The organism is Cognataquiflexum nitidum (genome assembly GCF_022538055.1).
Lineage (GTDB): Bacteria > Bacteroidota > Bacteroidia > Cytophagales > Cyclobacteriaceae > Cognataquiflexum > Cognataquiflexum nitidum.
In genome coordinates this window covers 150,878-170,709 of the sequence record NZ_JAKZAM010000003.1, presented here as the reverse complement: position 1 = coordinate 170,709, position 19,832 = coordinate 150,878, and the positions used below count along the sequence as shown (strand labels likewise).

General features: G+C 40.4%; 13 protein-coding genes. 7 read left to right on the top strand and 6 right to left on the bottom strand.

Translation table 11 applies throughout. The features are described 5' to 3' along the window. Positions 1-45 precede the first annotated feature (45 nt). Positions 46-2,082, top strand: coding sequence for an excinuclease ABC subunit UvrB (gene uvrB / locus MMU07_RS03020; RefSeq protein ID WP_241124356.1), 2,037 nt, complete (start codon positions 46-48; stop codon positions 2,080-2,082). A gap of 249 nt (positions 2,083-2,331) precedes the next feature. After that, entirely contained in the window at positions 2,332-2,970 is a 639-nt protein-coding gene (locus MMU07_RS03015) for an AlbA family DNA-binding domain-containing protein (protein ID WP_241124355.1), read from the top strand. Here the strand turns inward: MMU07_RS03015 and MMU07_RS03010 are convergent. Next, complete coding sequence (locus MMU07_RS03010; RefSeq protein ID WP_336246161.1) at positions 2,965-4,005, bottom strand: 1-aminocyclopropane-1-carboxylate deaminase/D-cysteine desulfhydrase; 1,041 nt, start codon at positions 4,003-4,005, stop codon at positions 2,965-2,967. The genes MMU07_RS03015 and MMU07_RS03010 overlap by 6 nt on opposite strands. Here MMU07_RS03010 and MMU07_RS03005 point away from each other — a divergent pair. Further along, positions 3,940-4,986: an RluA family pseudouridine synthase gene (locus MMU07_RS03005; RefSeq protein ID WP_241124354.1), complete on the top strand. Its 1,047-nt coding sequence runs from the start codon at positions 3,940-3,942 to the stop codon at positions 4,984-4,986. The two genes, MMU07_RS03010 and MMU07_RS03005, sit on opposite strands and share 66 nt — an antisense overlap. 1,372 nt (positions 4,987-6,358) lie before the next feature. Then, positions 6,359-10,732: a hypothetical protein gene (locus MMU07_RS03000; RefSeq protein WP_241124353.1), complete on the top strand. Its 4,374-nt coding sequence runs from the start codon at positions 6,359-6,361 to the stop codon at positions 10,730-10,732. 220 nt (positions 10,733-10,952) lie between these two features. Here MMU07_RS03000 and mnmC2 read toward each other — a convergent pair whose 3' ends face one another. The 5 genes from mnmC2 to MMU07_RS02975 all read right to left on the bottom strand — a co-directional run bounded on the left by mnmC2 (position 10,953) and on the right by MMU07_RS02975 (position 16,182). Then, positions 10,953-11,636, bottom strand: a complete 684-nt coding sequence (mnmC2, locus tag MMU07_RS02995) for a tRNA (5-methylaminomethyl-2-thiouridine)(34)-methyltransferase MnmC2 (RefSeq protein ID WP_241124352.1) — start codon at positions 11,634-11,636, stop codon at positions 10,953-10,955. A gap of 3 nt (positions 11,637-11,639) precedes the next feature. Next, positions 11,640-12,122, bottom strand: a complete 483-nt coding sequence (gene ispF, locus MMU07_RS02990) for a 2-C-methyl-D-erythritol 2,4-cyclodiphosphate synthase (protein ID WP_241124351.1) — start codon at positions 12,120-12,122, stop codon at positions 11,640-11,642. Positions 12,123-12,176: 54 nt separating this feature from the next. Further along, the gene (locus tag MMU07_RS02985) at positions 12,177-13,415 is read right to left on the bottom strand and encodes a M16 family metallopeptidase (protein WP_241124350.1); all 1,239 of its coding nucleotides are present in this window, start codon (positions 13,413-13,415) and stop codon (positions 12,177-12,179) included. 52 nt (positions 13,416-13,467) lie between these two features. Beyond that, the gene (locus MMU07_RS02980) at positions 13,468-13,671 is read right to left on the bottom strand and encodes a heavy-metal-associated domain-containing protein (RefSeq protein WP_241124349.1); all 204 of its coding nucleotides are present in this window, start codon (positions 13,669-13,671) and stop codon (positions 13,468-13,470) included. Positions 13,672-13,992: 321 nt separating this feature from the next. Continuing rightward, positions 13,993-16,182, bottom strand: a complete 2,190-nt coding sequence (locus MMU07_RS02975) for a heavy metal translocating P-type ATPase (protein ID WP_241124348.1) — start codon at positions 16,180-16,182, stop codon at positions 13,993-13,995. Positions 16,183-16,406: 224 nt separating this feature from the next. Here MMU07_RS02975 and bshC point away from each other — a divergent pair, with 224 nt between their 5' ends. The 3 genes from bshC to MMU07_RS02960 all read left to right on the top strand — a co-directional run bounded on the left by bshC (position 16,407) and on the right by MMU07_RS02960 (position 19,097). Continuing rightward, the gene (gene bshC, locus MMU07_RS02970; RefSeq protein ID WP_241124347.1) at positions 16,407-17,978 is read left to right on the top strand and encodes a bacillithiol biosynthesis cysteine-adding enzyme BshC; all 1,572 of its coding nucleotides are present in this window, start codon (positions 16,407-16,409) and stop codon (positions 17,976-17,978) included. Further along, positions 17,971-18,546: a 5-formyltetrahydrofolate cyclo-ligase gene (locus MMU07_RS02965; protein ID WP_241124346.1), complete on the top strand. Its 576-nt coding sequence runs from the start codon at positions 17,971-17,973 to the stop codon at positions 18,544-18,546. Before bshC ends, MMU07_RS02965 begins: the two co-directional genes overlap by 8 nt. A gap of 71 nt (positions 18,547-18,617) precedes the next feature. After that, positions 18,618-19,097, top strand: a complete 480-nt coding sequence (locus MMU07_RS02960) for a hypothetical protein (RefSeq protein WP_241124345.1) — start codon at positions 18,618-18,620, stop codon at positions 19,095-19,097. The last annotated feature ends 735 nt before the right edge of the window (positions 19,098-19,832 follow it).

Genomic DNA, 19,832 nt, shown 5'->3' with positions numbered 1-19,832 from the left:
CTATTTACCACCTGAAACTTGTTACCATCCTTCAATTGAGATCAAATGGAATTCAAATTAGTTTCGGAATACAAACCAACCGGCGACCAACCCCAGGCGATCAAATTGTTGACCGAGGGTGTCAATGCCGGTGAACAATCGCAGGTTTTGCTCGGTGTGACAGGTTCAGGGAAGACTTTTACTGTAGCCAATGTTATCCAACAGGTGCAGAAACCAACCTTGGTGCTGAGTCATAATAAGACTTTGGCCGCACAGCTGTATGGGGAATTCAAGCAGTTTTTTCCTGAGAATGCAGTGGAATACTTCATTTCCTACTATGATTACTACCAGCCTGAGGCATTTATCCCTACCAGTGGAACTTATATCGAAAAGGACCTTTCGATCAATGAAGAGATAGAAAAATTAAGATTGAGTGCTACATCGGCCTTGTTGTCGGGAAGAAGGGATGTCATCGTAGTGGCCTCGGTTTCTTGCATATATGGTATCGGAAACCCGGAAGAATTTGGGAAAAACGTCATCCGACTGCAGGAAGGCGACCGGATTCCGAGGAATCAGTTGCTCTTCAAATTGGTGGACATACTTTACAGCCGCGTCAATCAAGACCTCAGCCACGGTAACTTCAGGGTAAAAGGTGACACTGTGGATATTTTTGTTGCTTATGCGGATTTTGCTTACAGGATTTTCTTTTGGGGAGACGAGATTGAAGCCATCCAAAGAATTGATCCGGCGACAGGAAAGAAGCTTTCAGATGAAAAGATCATTTCCATATTTCCGGCCAATCTTTTTGTCACAGGAAGGGATGTGATTGATACTGCCATCCACGAGATCCAGGATGACATGATGGCCCAAGTGGCTTTTTTTGAGCGTGATATGAAGCTGATTGAAGCCAAGAGACTCAAAGAAAGGACGGAATTTGACCTGGAGATGATCCGTGAACTGGGTTATTGCTCGGGAGTGGAAAACTACTCCAGATACTTTGACCGAAGAAAACCTGGGACAAGACCCTTCTGTCTCCTTGATTATTTCCCTGATGATTACATGTTGGTAGTGGACGAAAGCCACGTCACTTTGCCCCAGGTCAGGGGAATGTGGGGAGGAGACCGCTCCAGGAAAGTCAACCTCGTGGAGTATGGATTCAGGTTACCATCAGCATTAGACAACAGGCCTTTGAATTTTGATGAATTTGAAAGCCTCATCAACCAAGCTATATATGTCAGTGCCACGCCGGCGGATTATGAGTTGAACAAAACAGAAGGAATCGTGGTCGAGCAGATCATCCGTCCCACAGGTTTGTTGGATCCGATCATTGAAGTGAAGCCAAGTGCCAATCAGATCGATGATTTGTTGGAAGAAATAGATGAACGGATCAAAGCCGGCGACCGGGTTTTGGTGACTACTTTGACTAAAAGAATGGCCGAAGAACTGCAGAAGTTTCTCGAAAGGGCAGGAGTAAACAGCCGCTATATCCACTCCGAAGTCAAACCATTGGACCGGGTGGAAATATTGAGGGAACTCAGGCTTGGTGTTTTTGATGTGTTGGTAGGAGTGAACCTCCTCAGAGAAGGGTTGGATTTGCCTGAGGTTTCTTTGGTGGCGATTTTGGACGCGGACAAAGAGGGATTTCTAAGGAATGAAAGGAGTTTGGTACAGACTATCGGAAGGGCGGCAAGGAATGAAAACGGGAAAGTGATCATGTACGCGGACAAGGTGACCGCCTCCATGCAGCTTGCCATCGATGAGACCAAAAGGAGAAGAAGTCTTCAGATTGCTTATAACCTTGAACACGGGATTGTACCAAAGACCATTAAGAAGTCCAAGGAAAAAATCATGGGGCAAACCACGGTTGCGGACAACAAGAGAAACGCCAAACTATACGAAGAATCCATCGATTCTCCTTCATTGGTCGCAGCCGATCCGCTAGTCCAATATCTCAGTAAGGACAAACTTGAAAAACTTATCAGCCAAACGCAGAAGCAAATGGAAAAAGCCGCCAAAGAACTCAACTTTATGGAAGCTGCCCGACTGAGAGATGAATGGCAGGGTATGAAAAATAGACTGGAAGATTTGAAAAGAGGTGTCTAAGGGAGAAGCGAGCCCTTCGACTATGCTCAGGAACCGAGCCCTTCGACCCTGCCTAGGGACCAAAAGACCGTTTTTAGAACCAAGTACGATGTACTAAGTACCAAGATCGGGGTATCCCTATAACTTGACAACCATACAACGCGCAGCAGACAACAATTACAACAATAACAACCACTACAACAATTACAACCACAAAAACCCCACAACCATTCACCTCATACTTCTACCCTCTAACTTCATCCCTCCAAAATGACCCTTCAAGAAATTCATAGAATCGCCCAACTAGGGGAAGGCTTGAAGGTTGAATTCAAGAAAAAAGCTGCTTTTCCTGAAAAAATCGTCAGGGAGATCATCGCTTTGGCCAATACGGAAGGCGGTTATTTGTTGATCGGGGTGGATGATGACGGGACTGTGAGTGGACAGCGGTTTATTGAGGAAGAGGTTTTTGTGATGCAAAAAGCCATCGGGCAACATATTCAGCCCAAGCTGGAGTACCAAGTGGAAATCATCAAGCTCACACCAAAAAAGGGAATAGCGGTTTTTTCAATCCCAAAATCGACTGAGCGACCCCATTTTTTGATGGAGGAAAATAGAAGAAAGGCCTTTGTCAGGGTCAAAGACCGCAGTATCCAGGCAAGCAAAGAAATGTGGGAGATATTGAAAAGAGGCAAAAACCCAAAAGATATTGTTTTTACTTATGGGGAAAAGGAGAATATCCTGATGAAATCCCTTGGGGAAAACGGTAAAATCACCCTCAAAGAATTTCAGTTTTTGGCCAAACTGCCAAAGTTTTTAGCCTCAAAAACATTGGTAAGGTTAGTATTGGCCAATGTCATCAAAATCGTGCCCCAAGAAAAAGAGGACTTTTATGTACTCAAGGAATCATAGGGGCAAGGAAGTGCCCAATCGTTGGTTGAATCCTGCGATCCCTTGTAAGCCACCTGAATGGATAGCTAAAATATGGGATCCTTTTTCGAAAAAATCGTTTTTGATCAGGTCAAAAATCCCAAACATCATTTTTCCGGTATAGATAGGGTCCAAAGGAATTCGGGTTTGGGAATGAAACCATCCTATAAAATCAAGCAGTGGAGTCCCTGACTTTCCATATCCGCCAAAGTGATAATTGTCAAAAATCCGGTACTTCCCATTAGGACGGATCTTGTTTTCTTCAAGCAAGTGATTGATTTCAGAATGGATAAAATCCCCTTTCAAAGAAGAAAATCCTAGCAATTGTTGGTTAGAATGAATGCTTTCGGCCAAACCTGCAAAAGTTCCCCCTGTACCGACGGAACAACCAATATGGGTAATTTCTTTATCTTCTTTTCCTAGGATTTCTTTTGTTCCTTTTATAGCCAATTCATTTGTTCCTCCCTCGGGGATCAGATAAAAAACCCCGAATTTTTCTTTCAGTTTTTCAATAAATGAATCCTCTGCCTTTTTTCTATAATCCTCCCGGCTGATAAAAACCAATCGCATTCCTTCCGATTTTGCAAAAGATAGGGTTGGGTTCAAAGTGATTGTTTCTTCGCCTCTGATGATTCCAATTGACTTGAATCCTTCAATTCTTGCTGCTGCGGCAGTGGCATAGATATGGTTGGAAAATGTTCCTCCGAAAGTCAGCAAGGAGGAAAATCCTGACTTTTTGGCTTCCTCAAGGTTGTATTTAAGCTTGTAGAATTTATTTCCGGATACAAGGTCATGGACTCGATCCAATCTCTTGATTGAAAGCCTGATTCCTTTTTCCTCCAAAAGAGGAAGATGGATTTCCTGGGTTGATATATGATTTGGGAGAAGCAATGTTTTTTCAATATTCCTGCAAATAACCAAATCTTTGGCAAATGCCCTTATTTTTGCAGGATGGCAGACATGATGGATCAGGATAATTTTGATGAGGAAGAGTTGGATGTAGAACTCTTTGAGCACTTTAGTTTTACGATTGACAAAGGACAGACTCCGACTCGGGTCGATAAATTTTTAACTGACAGGTTGCCAAATGCCACCCGAAACAGGGTTCAGAATGCGATAGACGCAGGTTTTGTTCAGATCAATGGCAAGCCTACCAAAGCAAATTATAAGGTCAAACCTTCGGATGAAATCAAGGTTTTTCTTGAAAAACCGCCCAGGGACACTGAGGTTATTCCTGAGAATATTCCTTTGGACATTGTATTCGAAGATGAGTACCTGATGATTGTCAATAAACCTCCGGGGATGGTCGTCCATCCGGCACATGGCAATTGGACAGGTACTTTGGTCAACGCCTTGGTGTACCATTTCAACCAACTTCCTACCATGCCAGGAAATTCAGGTAGGCCGGGATTGGTACACCGGATAGATAAAGATACTTCTGGATTGCTGGTAATTGCCAAATCTGAAACCACCATGACAGACCTGGCCAAGCAGTTTTTTAACCATGATATTGACAGGACTTACCTGGCTTTGGTTTGGGGAGAACCTGTAGAGGACCAAGGGACGATCATTGCCAATGTGGGTAGAAGTGCCAAAGACCGAAAAGTAATGGATACTTTTCCTGACGGTTCGCAGGGCAAGCATGCAGTGACGCATTGGAAGGTGATCAAAAGGTTGCGGTACGTGACCTTGGTGCAATGCAACCTGGAAACAGGCCGTACCCATCAAATCCGTGCCCATATGAAGTACCTTGGCCATCCTTTGTTCAACGATGCCATGTATGGAGGGGACAAAATCCGAAAAGGGACACAGTTTTCAAAATACAAAATGTTTATCCAAAATTGCTTTGACCTCATGCCAAGACAGGCCTTGCATGCGATGTCCTTGGGATTTATCCATCCGATAACAAAAAACAGGATTTATTTCGAAACCCCGCTTCCGGGTGATTTTGCGGCTGTTCTTGAAAAATGGGAGAACTATGTCAAATATGAAGAATAACCAGGAGGTTTAAAACCCAATTTTTGGCTAAGTACCTGTAAGTGATTGGTTTTTAAATTGTGTATTTTTGAAAAATCAATTCCATTTCGGCTTGAAAAGAACTTATTTCTTCAATTTTTCTGAAATTAGAGAAAGCAATTTGTCTATTGATGAACAAAAAATTTATAAAAGTGGCGGGTATTTACTCTAAAAATTTATAATTCTGCCTCAGGAAACCCAAAACCAATTATCAAGTATCTAAAAAAGGGCTTTCCGCAATCGATGTAGAATGAGGTTAATTCAAAAAATATCTCTTAAAATAAAAATACTGTAAATTTTTAGCTAAATATTTATAATATTATTAAAGAATCAGATAAGGTGTTACTTTTGTCGAGTAATCAATTGGTGAAAATGCCAACTGAACTGTAGGATTGAAAAAGTGGTGGGGATTACCCCGAAGGTTCGAGTCCTTCTCCTACATCTGGTTATTTTGGGTTTATTGTTAATTGACTAAAGCTGTGAGATTTTGTTTCACAGCTTTTTTGATTTTATGGGCTTTTGGTTTTTCGTCTTTTTCCTAAATGTTTCCCTTTCCCAAATTTTATTTTCCTAAAAAAGGGTAGCAGAAATTGCCGGATTATTTTTTCACTCTTTTGTTGGGAGATTTATGGTTTAAGGGAAATTACTTTTTTGGATTATCTTAAAATGAAAAATTTAAGATAATGCATTTCGAATGCAGCCATATATTATGTTTTTTTTAAAATCATGATCATTAAGGATATAAATGGTCATTAAAGATTTGTCAATAAAACCGAAAAATCCCTGATCTTATTATGTATGTGGTAAAAAAAAATTACTAAATTTAAATAAAGTGTAAAAATAACTACTTTTATTTAAAATAATTTTAATAAATGACTCGGTTTGTTAATTTTGACCCGCTACAAAGCAGAAGGCTTTGAAAATACACACATTGTAGGATGTTGAAACTGGCAGACATGCCCTCCTGTCTCGGGGGTGGAGTACCTGAAAAATATCAGGATTGGACAAAGCACACAAAGAGCTCTTTTGTTGCCTAACTTCTCCGTGGAGGTTCGAATCCTTCTCCTACAGCTTTATTTATATTTGGGTTATTTTACTATTGAGACAATCGGAATTGGTCAGCCAAGATCGGATTGTCTCTTTTTTTTGAGAAAATCGACATTATTTTTTTGACACTTTAATGAAAGGGTAAGAAAGATTTTGCAATTCTTTGGTTACTTTACCTTGTTTTCATCTGTAATTTTTAAATGTTTTCCGGTTGACAGTCTACTCCAAATTCTGAAATCAAAATCTAAGTTGATGGCAGTAAATTTTCCGCCTCTTTTGTATTACTTTTAGTAGCGGATTAAGCTTTATGGAAGAAAATCAAAATCAACAAACTCTTAAATCTAAGAAAAAAAGAAAGTACCTGAAGTTAGGCGGTATTACTATCTTGGTTTTGTTTTCATTGCAGTTAGTTTTTTATTTTGGATCTGATTTTTTACTTCGAAATTTTCTTAAAGAAAAAGTAAATGTAGCTTCTGGGAATAAGTATGAAATTGATTTTGAAGAGTTTCATATCCTTTTTTTACAGAGGGGGATTACATTCAAAGGATTGAAGCTGAACCCTGTAGAGAACCAATTTCAAGATCTTGGGAACACGCCGTATTATCGAATTTCTATTCCGGATATCCATATTACGGGTCTCAATTACCGTTTTTTTAGAAAAGAATTTGTTATTGGGAGCATAGAACTTGTCAATCCTGATGTAGATTTTAAACTTGTTTTAAAAGATACTATTGAGGTTTCAAAACCTGATATTTCTCCTATTTTAATCCTGCAGGAAGAAATCAAAAAATCTTTTCTTGGGTCGCAGGTTAAGGAAATCCGGATCAACAAACTTAAAATAGACGAGGCGGATCTATTGTTGAAAAATTTTATTTCCCAAAAAGCCATTAAAGCCGAAAACACAAGACTCCTTTTGGAAGATATTCAGCTGTTGCAGCAAAGAAACCCGGAGACCCCGTTCAATGCTAAAGGATTTTCATTCGGATTTGACAATTTCGAAGTTTTACTCGCTGACAGCATTCATACAATCCAAGCCGAGACAGTGAATGTATCTTCGCTCAAACAATTCATAGATGCAAAAAAGGTCAAAATAATCCCTGATTTTAGCAAACCCGCCAATACTTATTTCCAACTTGATCTAGAAGAACTTTTATTAAAAGATGCAGATATCAACAGGGTGTTTTATACCTCTGAAGTCACTGTTGGAGAACTGAAAATCGAGAACCCTGAATTTAATCTTTATACAAAGGAGGTTTTGAAAAAAGACAGGGGTACTGAGCCTTTTGATTTATATGACTTGGTCGAGGGTTTCTTAGAGTCTATTCAAATCCATGATTTTGAAATTGAGGAAGGGAAGTTTGGAAAACGTCTTGCCGATTCCAAGGATACCTATATGATCAAAACAGACCGAATTGATTTTAAAATGGAAGACTTTTACATCGGTTCTGATGAGTCCAAAAAGAAAAATCAGTTTTTCTATGCAGATAATGCTTCTGTGGAAATTCACATGGTAGAGTTTGCATTAAATGACAGCATCCACAGATTGAAAGGGGATTTTGTTCGACTTTCTTCTTTTGACGATAAAATAGAGATTGATGGGTTTAAGCTTTATCCTATAGAGGGACTAGAGCTTGATGGCCAAAAAGCCCATCTCGATATCGATGTTTCCGGATTGGTCATCACAGAGGCCAACCTCAAAAAGGTCTATAATCTTGGGATTGTGGACTTGAAAGAAGTGATCCTCGATGAACCTGAAATTTTGCTCAAAAATATTCAGGGCGGCAAGGAAAAAGAGTCTAAACTTGACATTAAGGAGATTTATAGCGAATACCTTAATGGAATTTATGTTGAAAGATTTGAAATCCGTCAGGGTTCCCTCATCCTGGATAATAGGGTAAGGATTAGACAGGACAGTCTTTCCTTTGGCAGAATAAATCTGGTTTTAGAGAACTTTGAATTGGACGACAAAACTGAGAATGCAGATTCCAAAGAGGTGTTTTTGGCTGAAAACCTTCAGCTTGAAATTAAAGATTATGCCCTCAAGCTTGCGGATAACCTGCATATATTTAAGGCAGATAGGATTTTTCTCGATACCAAGAAGTATTTAATAGAAATTGACGGTTTTGCTATCCGTCCACTTTATAAGGCGCAGATCCAACAGACCCTTGATAGGTATGGTAAGAGCACCACATTGGATATTTATGTGCCAAAATTTATGGCCAAAGGAGTGAATATCCCTAAAGCTTACTTTGACGGAATTTTAAGAATTAATGAGATTTTGGTTCCTTCCCCTGATATCAGTTTGTATCGGTACAAACAAAAAATCGAGGACGGAACAGAAAATGAGTTGAAAAGAGGGGAGATTTCGGAGCTTTTGACCAATTATTTTTCTGAAATACAAGTGGATTCGATCAATGTCAAGAATGCAAAACTGAATTATCAGAATTTTATTGCAGACAAAACAAGAAGTTTTACAGAGGAAAATGTAACTGTTTCAGTCAAGAATTTTTTCATAAACGAAGCTACTGTGACTGACCGAATCAACTCATTTTTTTCGGAGGAACTTGATCTGAACCTCAGCAATTATGTATTCAATATCGGCAATGGAAAATATACCATTCAGGCCGATGGTATCAATTTCAATACATCTAGAGAAGAGATCATCACTAGAAACGTCAAGTTAAGTCCTAACAGGAATTTTTCAGATAAGACCAAAGTGACCGCCACAATTCCAATACTTTCCTTTAGGGGGGTTGATTTGGAAGCATTTCTTTTTGACAATACGCTTAGCTTGCAGAAAGTTGGGCTTATGGGATCTTCAGTTGAGCTTCTAATAGACAAAGATTGGCAGGAGGGAGGAAGCCAAGGAACCCTAAAGAAAGCTAGAAAAGACAGAACCCTTCCAAAAAACATAGGAAATGTTGCCATTGATACCATTGAGACTATCGATGCTAAATTCAGTTTGGGATTTAAAGAACAAGGCACACAGCGCGAACTGATCAATACACAAATAAATTTGAACGTATTTGACTTTTTACTTGACTCGGCAAATATCCAAAAAGGTGAAATAGCAGGATTTTTTGATGGGATTACTTTGGAGCTGGACGAATTTTGGTTGACCCTAAATGACAGTGTGCATCAGGTGACTTTTTCCAAAGTTGAACTTGACACCAAATACGATGGGGTTCTTGTCAATAATTTCAGGGTGATTCCAAGAAGCTTGGGAGGCAAACCTGGATTGCCTGTTTTTTCCGGGCACATACCGACGATCCTGATCAAGGTAAATTCTTTGATAGAAATGCAGGCAAGCAAAGATCTTTGGCTCAAGCAGCTCAGGTTGTATAGGCCGGATCTAGAAGTGTTTTTGGATGAAGTGAAGATTCCCAAAAAAGAAAAACAACATAAAGAGTCAAACCGGGAATGGTTTGAGTTTTTTCAGGTTGATGACTTTGAAATTGTGGAAGGTAATTTTTCAATATTTGACAAAGATGGGTCCAAAAAGCCCCAACTTTTCAACGGTGTAAATTTTGAAGTTTTTGGGACGAAAATTGATTTAAAAAACCTTGACAAATTGGATAGGAATGCGTTGCTGAACCAAGAGTTTAAATTTTCTATTCCCAATTATGAAATCCTCATGAAGGATAGCCTTAACAAAGTCGCTATTGGCCTGATTTCAATCAATAACCATGAGATAAGGGTCAGTGACCTGAATTACTCTCCCCGGTTCGGAAGGTACCAATACGGAAGGATCCTTGGAAAACAGACCGATGTGATGAATATCCATGTTCCCCTGTTGGTTTTGGACAAGCCGGATTACGATAGGTTTCTTGAACATGAGGTCTTGGCCGCAAAATCTCTTAAAGTTTCTGACATTGATGCCGTCATGTTTAGGGACAAAAGATATCCGAGGGAAACAGGAGTGTATCGACCCATGCCTCAAGAATTGATGAGGAATTCGGGTATCGAATTGAGATTGGACACTTTCGTTATTCAAAATGCCACCATCAGATATTCCGAGTTTTTTGAAAAAGGAATGGTTCCCGGAGAGCTTTTATTTACGGATATCAACGCCGGTTTGTACCCATTCCACTTATCCAAAAGTGAAAATCCTTATCCTTTGGTAGAATCGTTTTTAATTGCCACAACCAAGCTGAACGGAGTAGCAGACTTGAATCTGCAGGGTCATTTGTTTTTTCAGGATCCATATCCTATGAGGATCAATGCCCAACTGGGAGAATTTGACATGAGGACACTGAATTCTATTTTGGAGACCAATGCATTTGTAAATATCAAAAGGGGAACAGTCAATGGTGCAGACTGGTCATTTGTGGCTGATAACGATAAAGCAGTGGGACAAATGGCATTTCTATACTCTGATCTGCACGTGATCTTGTTAGATCACCGCACCCTCGAACATGCAAAAGGCAGGGATGCAATCCTGACTTTTGTTTTGAATTCCTTTGCTTTAAGGGCAAATAATCCAAGGAGATACCTGAGAAATCCGATAGAAGGGAAGATTTATCAAGAAAGGGACAAGGAGAAATTTATATTCAATTATTGGTGGAAAACAACCTTCAGTGGCTTGAAGGGAAGTCTTGGCCTTGGACAGGCAGCACCGGTAAAACCCAAAAAAGATCCAAAAAACAAGAAGAAGGATGAAGGGATAAAAGAGGAGGAGTGATCAGTTTGCGGTAGCAGTAGGCAGTTTTCAGTGATCAGTTGGCAGTTTTCAGTGGGTAGTAATCAGTTTTTCAGTAACAGGAGGCAGGGATTTGTAAAAACAGGACTTTTAACTTTAAAACCTTTTGACCTTCTAACTTTCCAATCTCCCTAACTTCCTAACCTCCCGACCTCCTTACTTCCAACCCTCCCTACTTCCCACCTTCCCAACCTCCAACCTCCTAACCCTTAGTCCCTCTGACCATTTCGTTTTTTCCGGGAGGCCCGGGAAGCGTTTCTACAATCAATCCCAGTTCCTGAAGGGTTCTTTTCAATTTTCCTGTTGCACTGTAGGTGACAAATACTCCTCCCGGATTCATAGTGTCTGTGACTTTTTCCAAAATTTCTTTTGTCCAGAGCTCAGGCTGTTTTTTGGGTGCAAAAGCATCATAAAAAACAATGTCTGAAGGGTATAAGACGGCTTCTTCCAAAGTGGTCTGATCCTTTTTCATATTAAAATACTCAGAATAGACCAGCCCCTGATCCCAGGGAGATTGGTGGAGTTTCTTGAAAAAATGGGCATAATGGTAAATAGAGGTATCTACTTCAGTATAGTTCAGCTGATCATAGATTTCCTTTGGCAATGGAAAGGGTTCTATCGTATGGTAAAGGACGGGTACTTTGTATTGCTCAGCCCACACGAGTGTCAGCCAGGCATTCAGTCCGGTGCCGAATCCTACTTCAAAAATCCTGATGGGAAATCTGTCTGGATTGCGCATGAACCATGCCTCGAGCCCGTAGAGCATAAAAACGTGGATAGATTCCCGATATGCGCCGTGGAAAGAATGGTAGGATTCCTTCAGTTCGGGAAGATATAAGGAATGTGACCCATCCTCAGTAGTGATGATTTTGACTTCTCTTCCCATACTTTAGACTTTATGGATCAGCACTACGCAATAGGCAGAGATACCCTCCTGCCTTCCCACAAAACCCAATTGTTCGGTGGTGGTGGCTTTGATCGAGATATTGGAAATCTCAGTGCCCATCACCTCAGCAAGGCATGCTTTCATCGATGGAATATGTGGATTCAGTTTTGGAATCTGAAGACAGACCGTAGAATCGATATTTCCGATTTCATAGCCTTCTTGTCTGATCAGCTGCATTACTTCCCGGAGGAGGATTTTGCTGTCGATGCCTTTGTATTTTGGATCTTTGTCTGAAAAATGATATCCGATATCCCTTAAATTGGCAGCACCCAAAAGTGCATCACAGATCACATGGATCAATACATCTGCATCTGAGTGCCCTACGGCTCCTTTTTCATGTTCCAATTTGATGCCTCCGAGCCAAAATTCATAGCCTTCCTGGAGTTGGTGTACGTCATAGCCGAAGCCGATTCTGAAATTTGTCATATTTTACTAGACATGAGATTTGAGACAAGAGACAAGAGACAAAGGCTAGGTTATTCAATTTTTAGCTTTGTAATAGACGACGGAAGAGTTTTCTTCTACAAGGATTTTATTTGCTTGCTTTATTATTTCCTCCGAAGGGATTTTGATTTTCTTTTCGTATTCCAATTGTTGGTAATCAGGGTTGCCGAGGTGGGCATTATACGCCAGACTCATGGCCCTGTTCAGCAGTTGAACAGATTCATAGGTTTTCATAGCCTCTGCCTGATTTTTGATTTTGGTCAGGGTGTTTTCAGAAACTGTAGAACCGAGAAAGGTAGCCACGACTTCATCCAAAGCCTTTTCAGCCAGTTCTGCAGGTTGGCCTTTTTCCATTTTGCCTGAAAAAACCAACAATCCCGGATCCACCGTACCGAAGATATAAGCTCCGATGGAAGCAAACAAATTTCCGTTTTTGACCAATTGCTGCTCCAGAATTGAAGAGCGGCCAAACCCAAGGATGTCTGTAATCAAATCAGATTCAAGATAGCCGTCCTGCAATTTTCCCGGCATATGGTAGACCTTATACAAAGCATCAGTCGGTACATCTGCCTCTACGGTCTTTGTCTTCTTTTTATCCTGAGGCAATTCCTGCAAAACAGAATTTATATGAATCTGACCTGATGGAATGCCTCCAAACCATTTTTCGGATAATACTTTCACCTGCTCCAAAGTCACATCTCCTGCCACGACCAACACTGCATTGTCGGGACGGTAATGGGTATAATAGAATTCTTCCACATCCGCTTTTTGGTAGTTGACGATGTCCTCCAGGTTTTTGCCAATGGTGGGCCATTGGTAAGGATGCCTTTCGTATGCCAATCCCCGGATGTGGTGGTGGACATCTCCATAGGGTTGGTTGATGTACCGCTGCTTAAACTCTTCGATCACCACCTTCCGCTGGGCTTCAATGGTTTTTTCTGAGAGGTTGAGCTGTAGCATCCTGTCAGATTCCAGCCAAAAGGCAGTTTCAATATTAGTCGCCGGAAGGGTGATGTAGAAATTGGTGATGTCCGTATTGGTGAAGGCATTGCATGAGCCCCCGACTTTTTCCAACTCGGTGTCAAAGACAGGGACATTCTTAGAGCTGCCAAACATCAGGTGCTCAAAATAATGCGCAAGGCCTGTTTTTCCTGCTACTTCATTCCTTGAGCCTACTTTGTAAAGGATGTTTAAAACAGCGATTTTGGTACTCTTGTCCTCATGGACGAGCACCTGAAGGCCATTATCCAGTACAAATTGTTGGTAATTGATCATTGGAAATTTTCGGCAAAGCTAAGAAATAAAAGCAATTTGAAGGGCAATTGTTTTAGCAAAGCAGTTCTCCTTTGTATCCGGCGTTTTCAAGTGCCTTGATGATCTCAGCTGATTCTTTCTCACTTTCCACAGTGAGAATCCTGTCCGGACTTGTCAGGTCCACCTGCCATAAACCGGCAGCGATTTTTTCCATTTCGGGAGTGATGGAGGCCACACAGGCGCCACATTTGACATTGGTTTTGAATTGCTTTTTCATATAAATAGATGTAAGATTTGAGACGTGAGACATGAGATTAAAATCAGGGAGCAAGGGTTAAAATTCTCAATTAATAGAGAAGAATGAATAACAACGAAGAAGCAGAAGACGCAATCTTGTAAAAAGACTTCACCCTTTCATTTCGAGTAAACATTAAATAAAATATACCGACATGAAAAGGACACCGTTTTCTCCGTCATCCTGAAGGAGGTACGAGTGAAGGATCTCATTTACTTTAGGAGAGACCCTTCGCTTCACTCAGGGTGACGCCTCCCAAAACAACAACTGGTAATAATGCGGTTTGCTTGTTGAATGAAATTTTTATTTTCTTAATCTGAGGCTATTGGTGACTACTGAGACCGAACTGAGTGCCATGGCAGCCCCGGCGATCATTGGGTTGAGCAGGAATCCGAATGCTGGGTATAAGATACCCGCTGCAACAGGTATTCCGATAATATTGTAAATAAAAGCCCAAAAGAGATTCTGACTGATTATTTTGACTGTTTTTTTGGTCAGATGAAGTGTTTTTGGGATTTGAGATAAGTCCGAATGTACCAAAGTCACCTCAGCGACTTCCATCGCAATATCAGTTCCTTTCCCCATGGCAATACTCAGATCTGCCAAGCTGAGTGCTTCGCTGTCATTGATTCCATCGCCGGCCATAGCCACATGTTTTCCCTGTGACTGCAAGTCCTTGAGGTAAGCCGCTTTATCCTGAGGCAACATTTCCGCTTTGAAATGGTCGATGCCTGTTTCTTTGGCTACCCATGCTGCGGTTTTGGTTTGGTCTCCCGTGAGCATATGGATGGTGATGCCCATTTGCTTCAATTCGGCAATTGCTTTTATAGAAGTGGTTTTGATAGGATCTGCTATTTTGAAAATTGCAACCAGCTCCATGTTTTTTGCCACAAATACAACAATCGCTCCCTCCACGAGGGCTTTGTTGGATTGTACCAGAAGCGTTCCGGTCAATTCTATTTTGAAGGAGGAGAGCCACTTCATGGTGCCGATGCGGTAGATGTCATCCCCGGATTTTGCACTCACTCCTTTTCCTGTTTCACTTTCGAATTCAGTGATATTGCTTCCTAAATTAACTTTCTCAAAATATCCTGAAATGGCTTTTGCCAAGGGATGTTCACTTTTGGATTCAATGGCTTTGACTACAGCAGCGTCTGACTCATTCCAAGATTCATGGAAAATGACGTCAATTACTTTCGGATTTCCCTCTGTAATCGTTCCTGTTTTGTCCAAAATCAAGGTGTCAATCGTTTTTCCTTTTTCCAGGCTTTCGGCATCTTTGATCAAAATCCCCATTTCTGCGCCTTTGCCCATGGCCGCCATGATCGCTGTCGGCGTGGCCAAGCCCAATGCGCAGGGACAGGCAATCACCCAGACGGTAATCAGCGCCAGCATTCCCCTTAACCAAGAATCTTCGATTCCGCTAAACCCCCAAATAAAGAAGGTGATTATCCCGATAGCCAACACCACCGGGACAAAAATCCCTGCCACTTTATCAACCATTTTTTGGATGGGGGCTTTGGAACCTTGGGCTGATTTGACCCTTTGGATAATCTGGGCTAGGAAAGTTTCACTTCCAACCTGCTCCGCAATGAAGGTGAAACTTCCCGAGCTGTTGATGGTTCCGGCAAAAACTTGGGCGACTTTTTCTTTTAGGACGGGAAGGGGTTCACCGGTCAGCATACTTTCATTGACATAAGATGAACCTTCGAGGACTTTTCCATCCAAAGGGATTTTTTGGCCGGGTTTGATCAATATAATCTCTCCTTTTTTGACTTCGCCGGTTTTCATGGAAATTTCCTTTCCATCTTTCAGGACAATAAGGTCAGTCGGCTGTAGGTCCATTAATTTTTTGAGTGCTGCACCTGTACCGGCTTTCGCACCTGATTCAAGGGTTTTTCCCAATAGAATAAAGAATATGATCACCGAGGCTGCTTCGAAATACACATGGACTTCAAGGCCTCTTGCGGCAAGGTATTCAGGAAAAAAGGTATTGAATGAGCTGTATATATAGGCAATCCCTGTACTAAGGGCGACAAGCGTGTCCATATTTGCCTGTCGGTTTCCGGCTAATTTCCAGGCTTGGGTAAAAAACTGTCTTCCCATTACCAGCAACACCGGAGTGGTCAAAGCCCACATGATATAATTGCCATAAGGCATATTCATCCAAAACATGCCGATCAGGAAAACAGGCAAGGCTAAGATGCCCGCGTACAACGTTTTTTTCCTGAGTTTTTGATATGCTTCGAGCTGCATTCTTTCCAGATCCTCCTGCAAGACATCTTCAATCATCAAGTCGTAACCTGTAGATTGGATTTCTTGCTGAAGCTTTTCCAAGGATACGACATCCTCTTCCCATTCGAGTAGCGCTACATGGTTGGCATAATTGACTGAAACCGATTTGACTCCGTGACTGTTTGAAAGTGTTTTTTCCACAGAAAGGGCACATGCCGCACAACTCATCCCCGTCACTGGTATTTCTTTCTTTTTCATTTTTTGAATCTTATAGGTGTCCCAACTTCCTGCTTCCTAACTTCCTCCTTCCCAACTTCTCTACAAATCTACCCTTTCAAACCCCATCCCCTGTTATACAATTTTTGAAAAAATTAAACCATCCTATCGCCACTCTTGTAATAAGGAAAAAAATGCGAACTTTATCATTTGTTGCGAAGTTAAACTGACTTGTATCGACAAAGAGAACGTTGAACCCCAAATCCATGATAAAAAGCACAGTTGATCCGGATTGTACCGGACAATTTTCGGCCTTATTTTTAGACTATATTCACCAAAAGCCAGAGATTTTTCCTTTTTATAACCAATTTCCAACAATTGGAAATTTCAAAAAACTGATGGAAGGGAAAAAATTTAAAGATTCCCACAGGGAGATTTTGGTTGAATCTCTTATCAAACAATACCAAGCTATCAAGGAAAGCGAAATTACAAATCAACAGATTAAATCCTTGGCTGACTCCAACACCTTTACGGTAACCACAGGACATCAGCTAAATTTGTTTACGGGACCGCTGTACTTTATATATAAAATTGTCTCTACGATCAACCTTGCCGATAGGTTGAATATGGCTTATCCAGACAAGCATTTTGTGCCTGTTTATTGGATGGCGACCGAAGACCATGATTTTGATGAAATCAGCTATTTCAAACTTGACGGTAAAAAATACCAATGGAGATCGGATCAATCAGGAGCCGTGGGAGATTTTGAATTGGACCAAAGTTTCAAAGCGTACTTTAAGGAAGTGTCAGGTTTTGTTCCTGATTTCTTTAAAGATGCCTATCAAAGCTCCGGCAAATTATCAGAGGCAGTCAGAAAGTACGTGCACCATTTGTTTGGAACAAAAGGACTTTTGATTGTCGACGGCAATGAACACGCATTAAAAAGAATTTTTGTTCCGGTCATTCAGGAGGATTTGTTTCAGCATACTCCGCAGGTACTAGCGGATAACCGGACAAAAAAACTGCAAGATCTTGGATACAAAAGTCAGATTTTTCCCAGAGAGATCAATTTTTTCTACATGGATAAAGGGATAAGGGAAAGGATCGAGAAATCCGGTACTATATATAAGGTGTTGAATTCGGAGATTTCATTTTCTGAAAATGAGCTATTGGACCTGATCGAAACACATCCGGAGCGGTTTAGTCCCAATGTGGTCCTTCGTCCTCTTTACCAAGAAATGGTACTTCCCAATCTCGCCTATCTTGGTGGACCGGCCGAAGTGGTATATTGGCTACAATTGAAGGGGATTTTTGATCATTTTGAAGTTCCATTCCCTGCCTTGATGCCAAGGAACTTTGCCCTGGTCTTGGATCAGGGCATAGAAAGAAAAATCCAAAAGCTACAGCTTTCAGATAAATCGCTCTTTGGGTCAGTAGAAGAGTGGAAAAAGGATTTTATTTCCAAAAATGCTTCCATGGATATCAGATTAAGCAAGGAAAAAGAAGCCTTGGAGTCTATTTTTGAGGAGTCTGGAAAAACTGCTGCCGATCTGGAGAAAAGCCTTGGCAGTGCTTTTGAAGCTGCCAAAATCAGGGCTTTGAAGATTTTGGATCAATTGGGGGAGAAAGTGAAGAAAGCGGAAGAAAGGAAATGGGAAATTAATATCAAACAAAGGGAAGCGATCTTCGAATATATGAATCCGGGAGGGAGTCCACAGGAACGGGTTGAAAACTTCATGAGGTTTTACCTTAAAGAACCTGATTTCATTGAGCAGCTTCAGGAACAATTTGATCCTTTTGATTTCTCTTATATGATTTTGAGGCTCGAACATGGATAAACCTACCATCCGGAAAAAATACCACGAACTGCGACGTGAGATTTCGAATGAAAAAAGAGAGGAGTATTCTGAAAAGATTTCCGAAAGGGTTTTGGATTTTCTAAAAATCAATCCCTCCATAAGGCATATTCATATTTTTCTTACCATTAGTCGGCTTAATGAGATCAATACCTTCCCTTTGGTCGGGAAGTTGCAGCATATGGGATATATTTTGTACACCTCATATATCAATCCCGGATCGGGAGTTTTAGATACTTTGGAAATTTCCGGATCTAGAGAATTCAAGTCTGATGCTTTTGGAATTCCGGTTCCTGAGGATTTTACAGTAGTAGAGAATACAAAGATTCAAATGGTCCTTATTCCTCTTCTTGCCTTTGATGAGAGAGGAAATCGCCTGGGTTACGGCAAAGCATATTACGATCAATTTTTATCTTCCTTTAATCATCAAATAATCAAGGTTGGATTGTCGTTTTTTCCTCCGATAGAGGAAATTCCAGCTGAATCCCATGATATTGGGCTTGATATTTGTATTACACCTGAAAAGATGTATCATTTCGGCCATCTTTGATGGAAATTGTTGAAAGAATTAATTTATTTCATCCATTATTTTATTTGAAACCTAAATCCATTTGAAAATTTATGAAAAAGTCGATTTTATTTCTTGCGCTATTATTTTCCTTGGCTTTTGTCAATGATTCCATGGCACAATACAATACCGGTATCGGGCTTAGACTCGGTTCAGGAAACGGTCTAACAGTTAAGCACTTTATCCAAAGCGGAGCAGCCATAGAAGGTATTCTCTATACAAGGTGGCAGGGATTTATCATTACAGGCTTGTATGAGGTGCATAAGGACGTGGATGGCGTAAAAGGGTTGCAGTGGTTTTATGGAGGTGGTGCACATATCGGCACATGGAATGCCAATAGAAGAAACACTCCTTGGGGTGATCCAAACAGTAGTTCAACAGTAGTAGGCCTAGATGGCATCATTGGCTTGGATTACAAATTTGATAATGCCCCTATCAACTTGTCACTTGATTGGAAGCCGGCTGTCAATATCAGTGACAATGGAGGCCTTTGGTGGGATGAGGTAGCCTTGTCTGTGAGGTTTGCTTTTTGATAGGGTTAAATATTAGTTTTAACATTTCTCCCGCTGATTGGAAGATTAAGGGTTTTAACCATCCTTGATAAGGTTTGATGGGAGTGTACGCAATGTTGCAAGTTGGGCACAAAAACTCCTTAATAGATACAGATAATTGTCTTTAGACGATTTTCCACTACTTACAGAATCGAAGCATTATTTGTTTGGCGACGCACAATAATGCGTGCAGACATAATACTTAAATTGGAATAGCCATTGTAAAATGGTATCAGCAGGATGCAGGGCTGCCAAGGTTGCCTTCTGCATCCTTTTTTTATGCAGAATGTCGTTGATCAAAGCTTGCTTTGAGATGAATTCAATTCCAAATTTTATTTTGTGGTTCTATGGATTCTTTTTGTGCTGTTCTTTGGATTTAAGACTCAAAAATGAGCCTATGTTTTCTTGAATTTTAAAAAAAATAACATCGAGGTAAATATTTTAGCCTGAAATACATTTTTCTGTGGATAATTCTAAAAAACATGATCTAAAAGACCTTAAATCGTTAAGGGATAAAAAATTTTTAACATTTAATAAATCAAAGTATCATTCTTTTTAATTCTATTCCATACAAATTCATGTTATGGCATTATTTTGCGGTAATATTTATGAAATATTTAAAAATTAACCTTATACAATATCAAATATGTATTTAAAGTAATTTTTTTTTAAAAAAAGTAAAAATATTTTCTTCATCTTAATCAGAATAAAATTTTG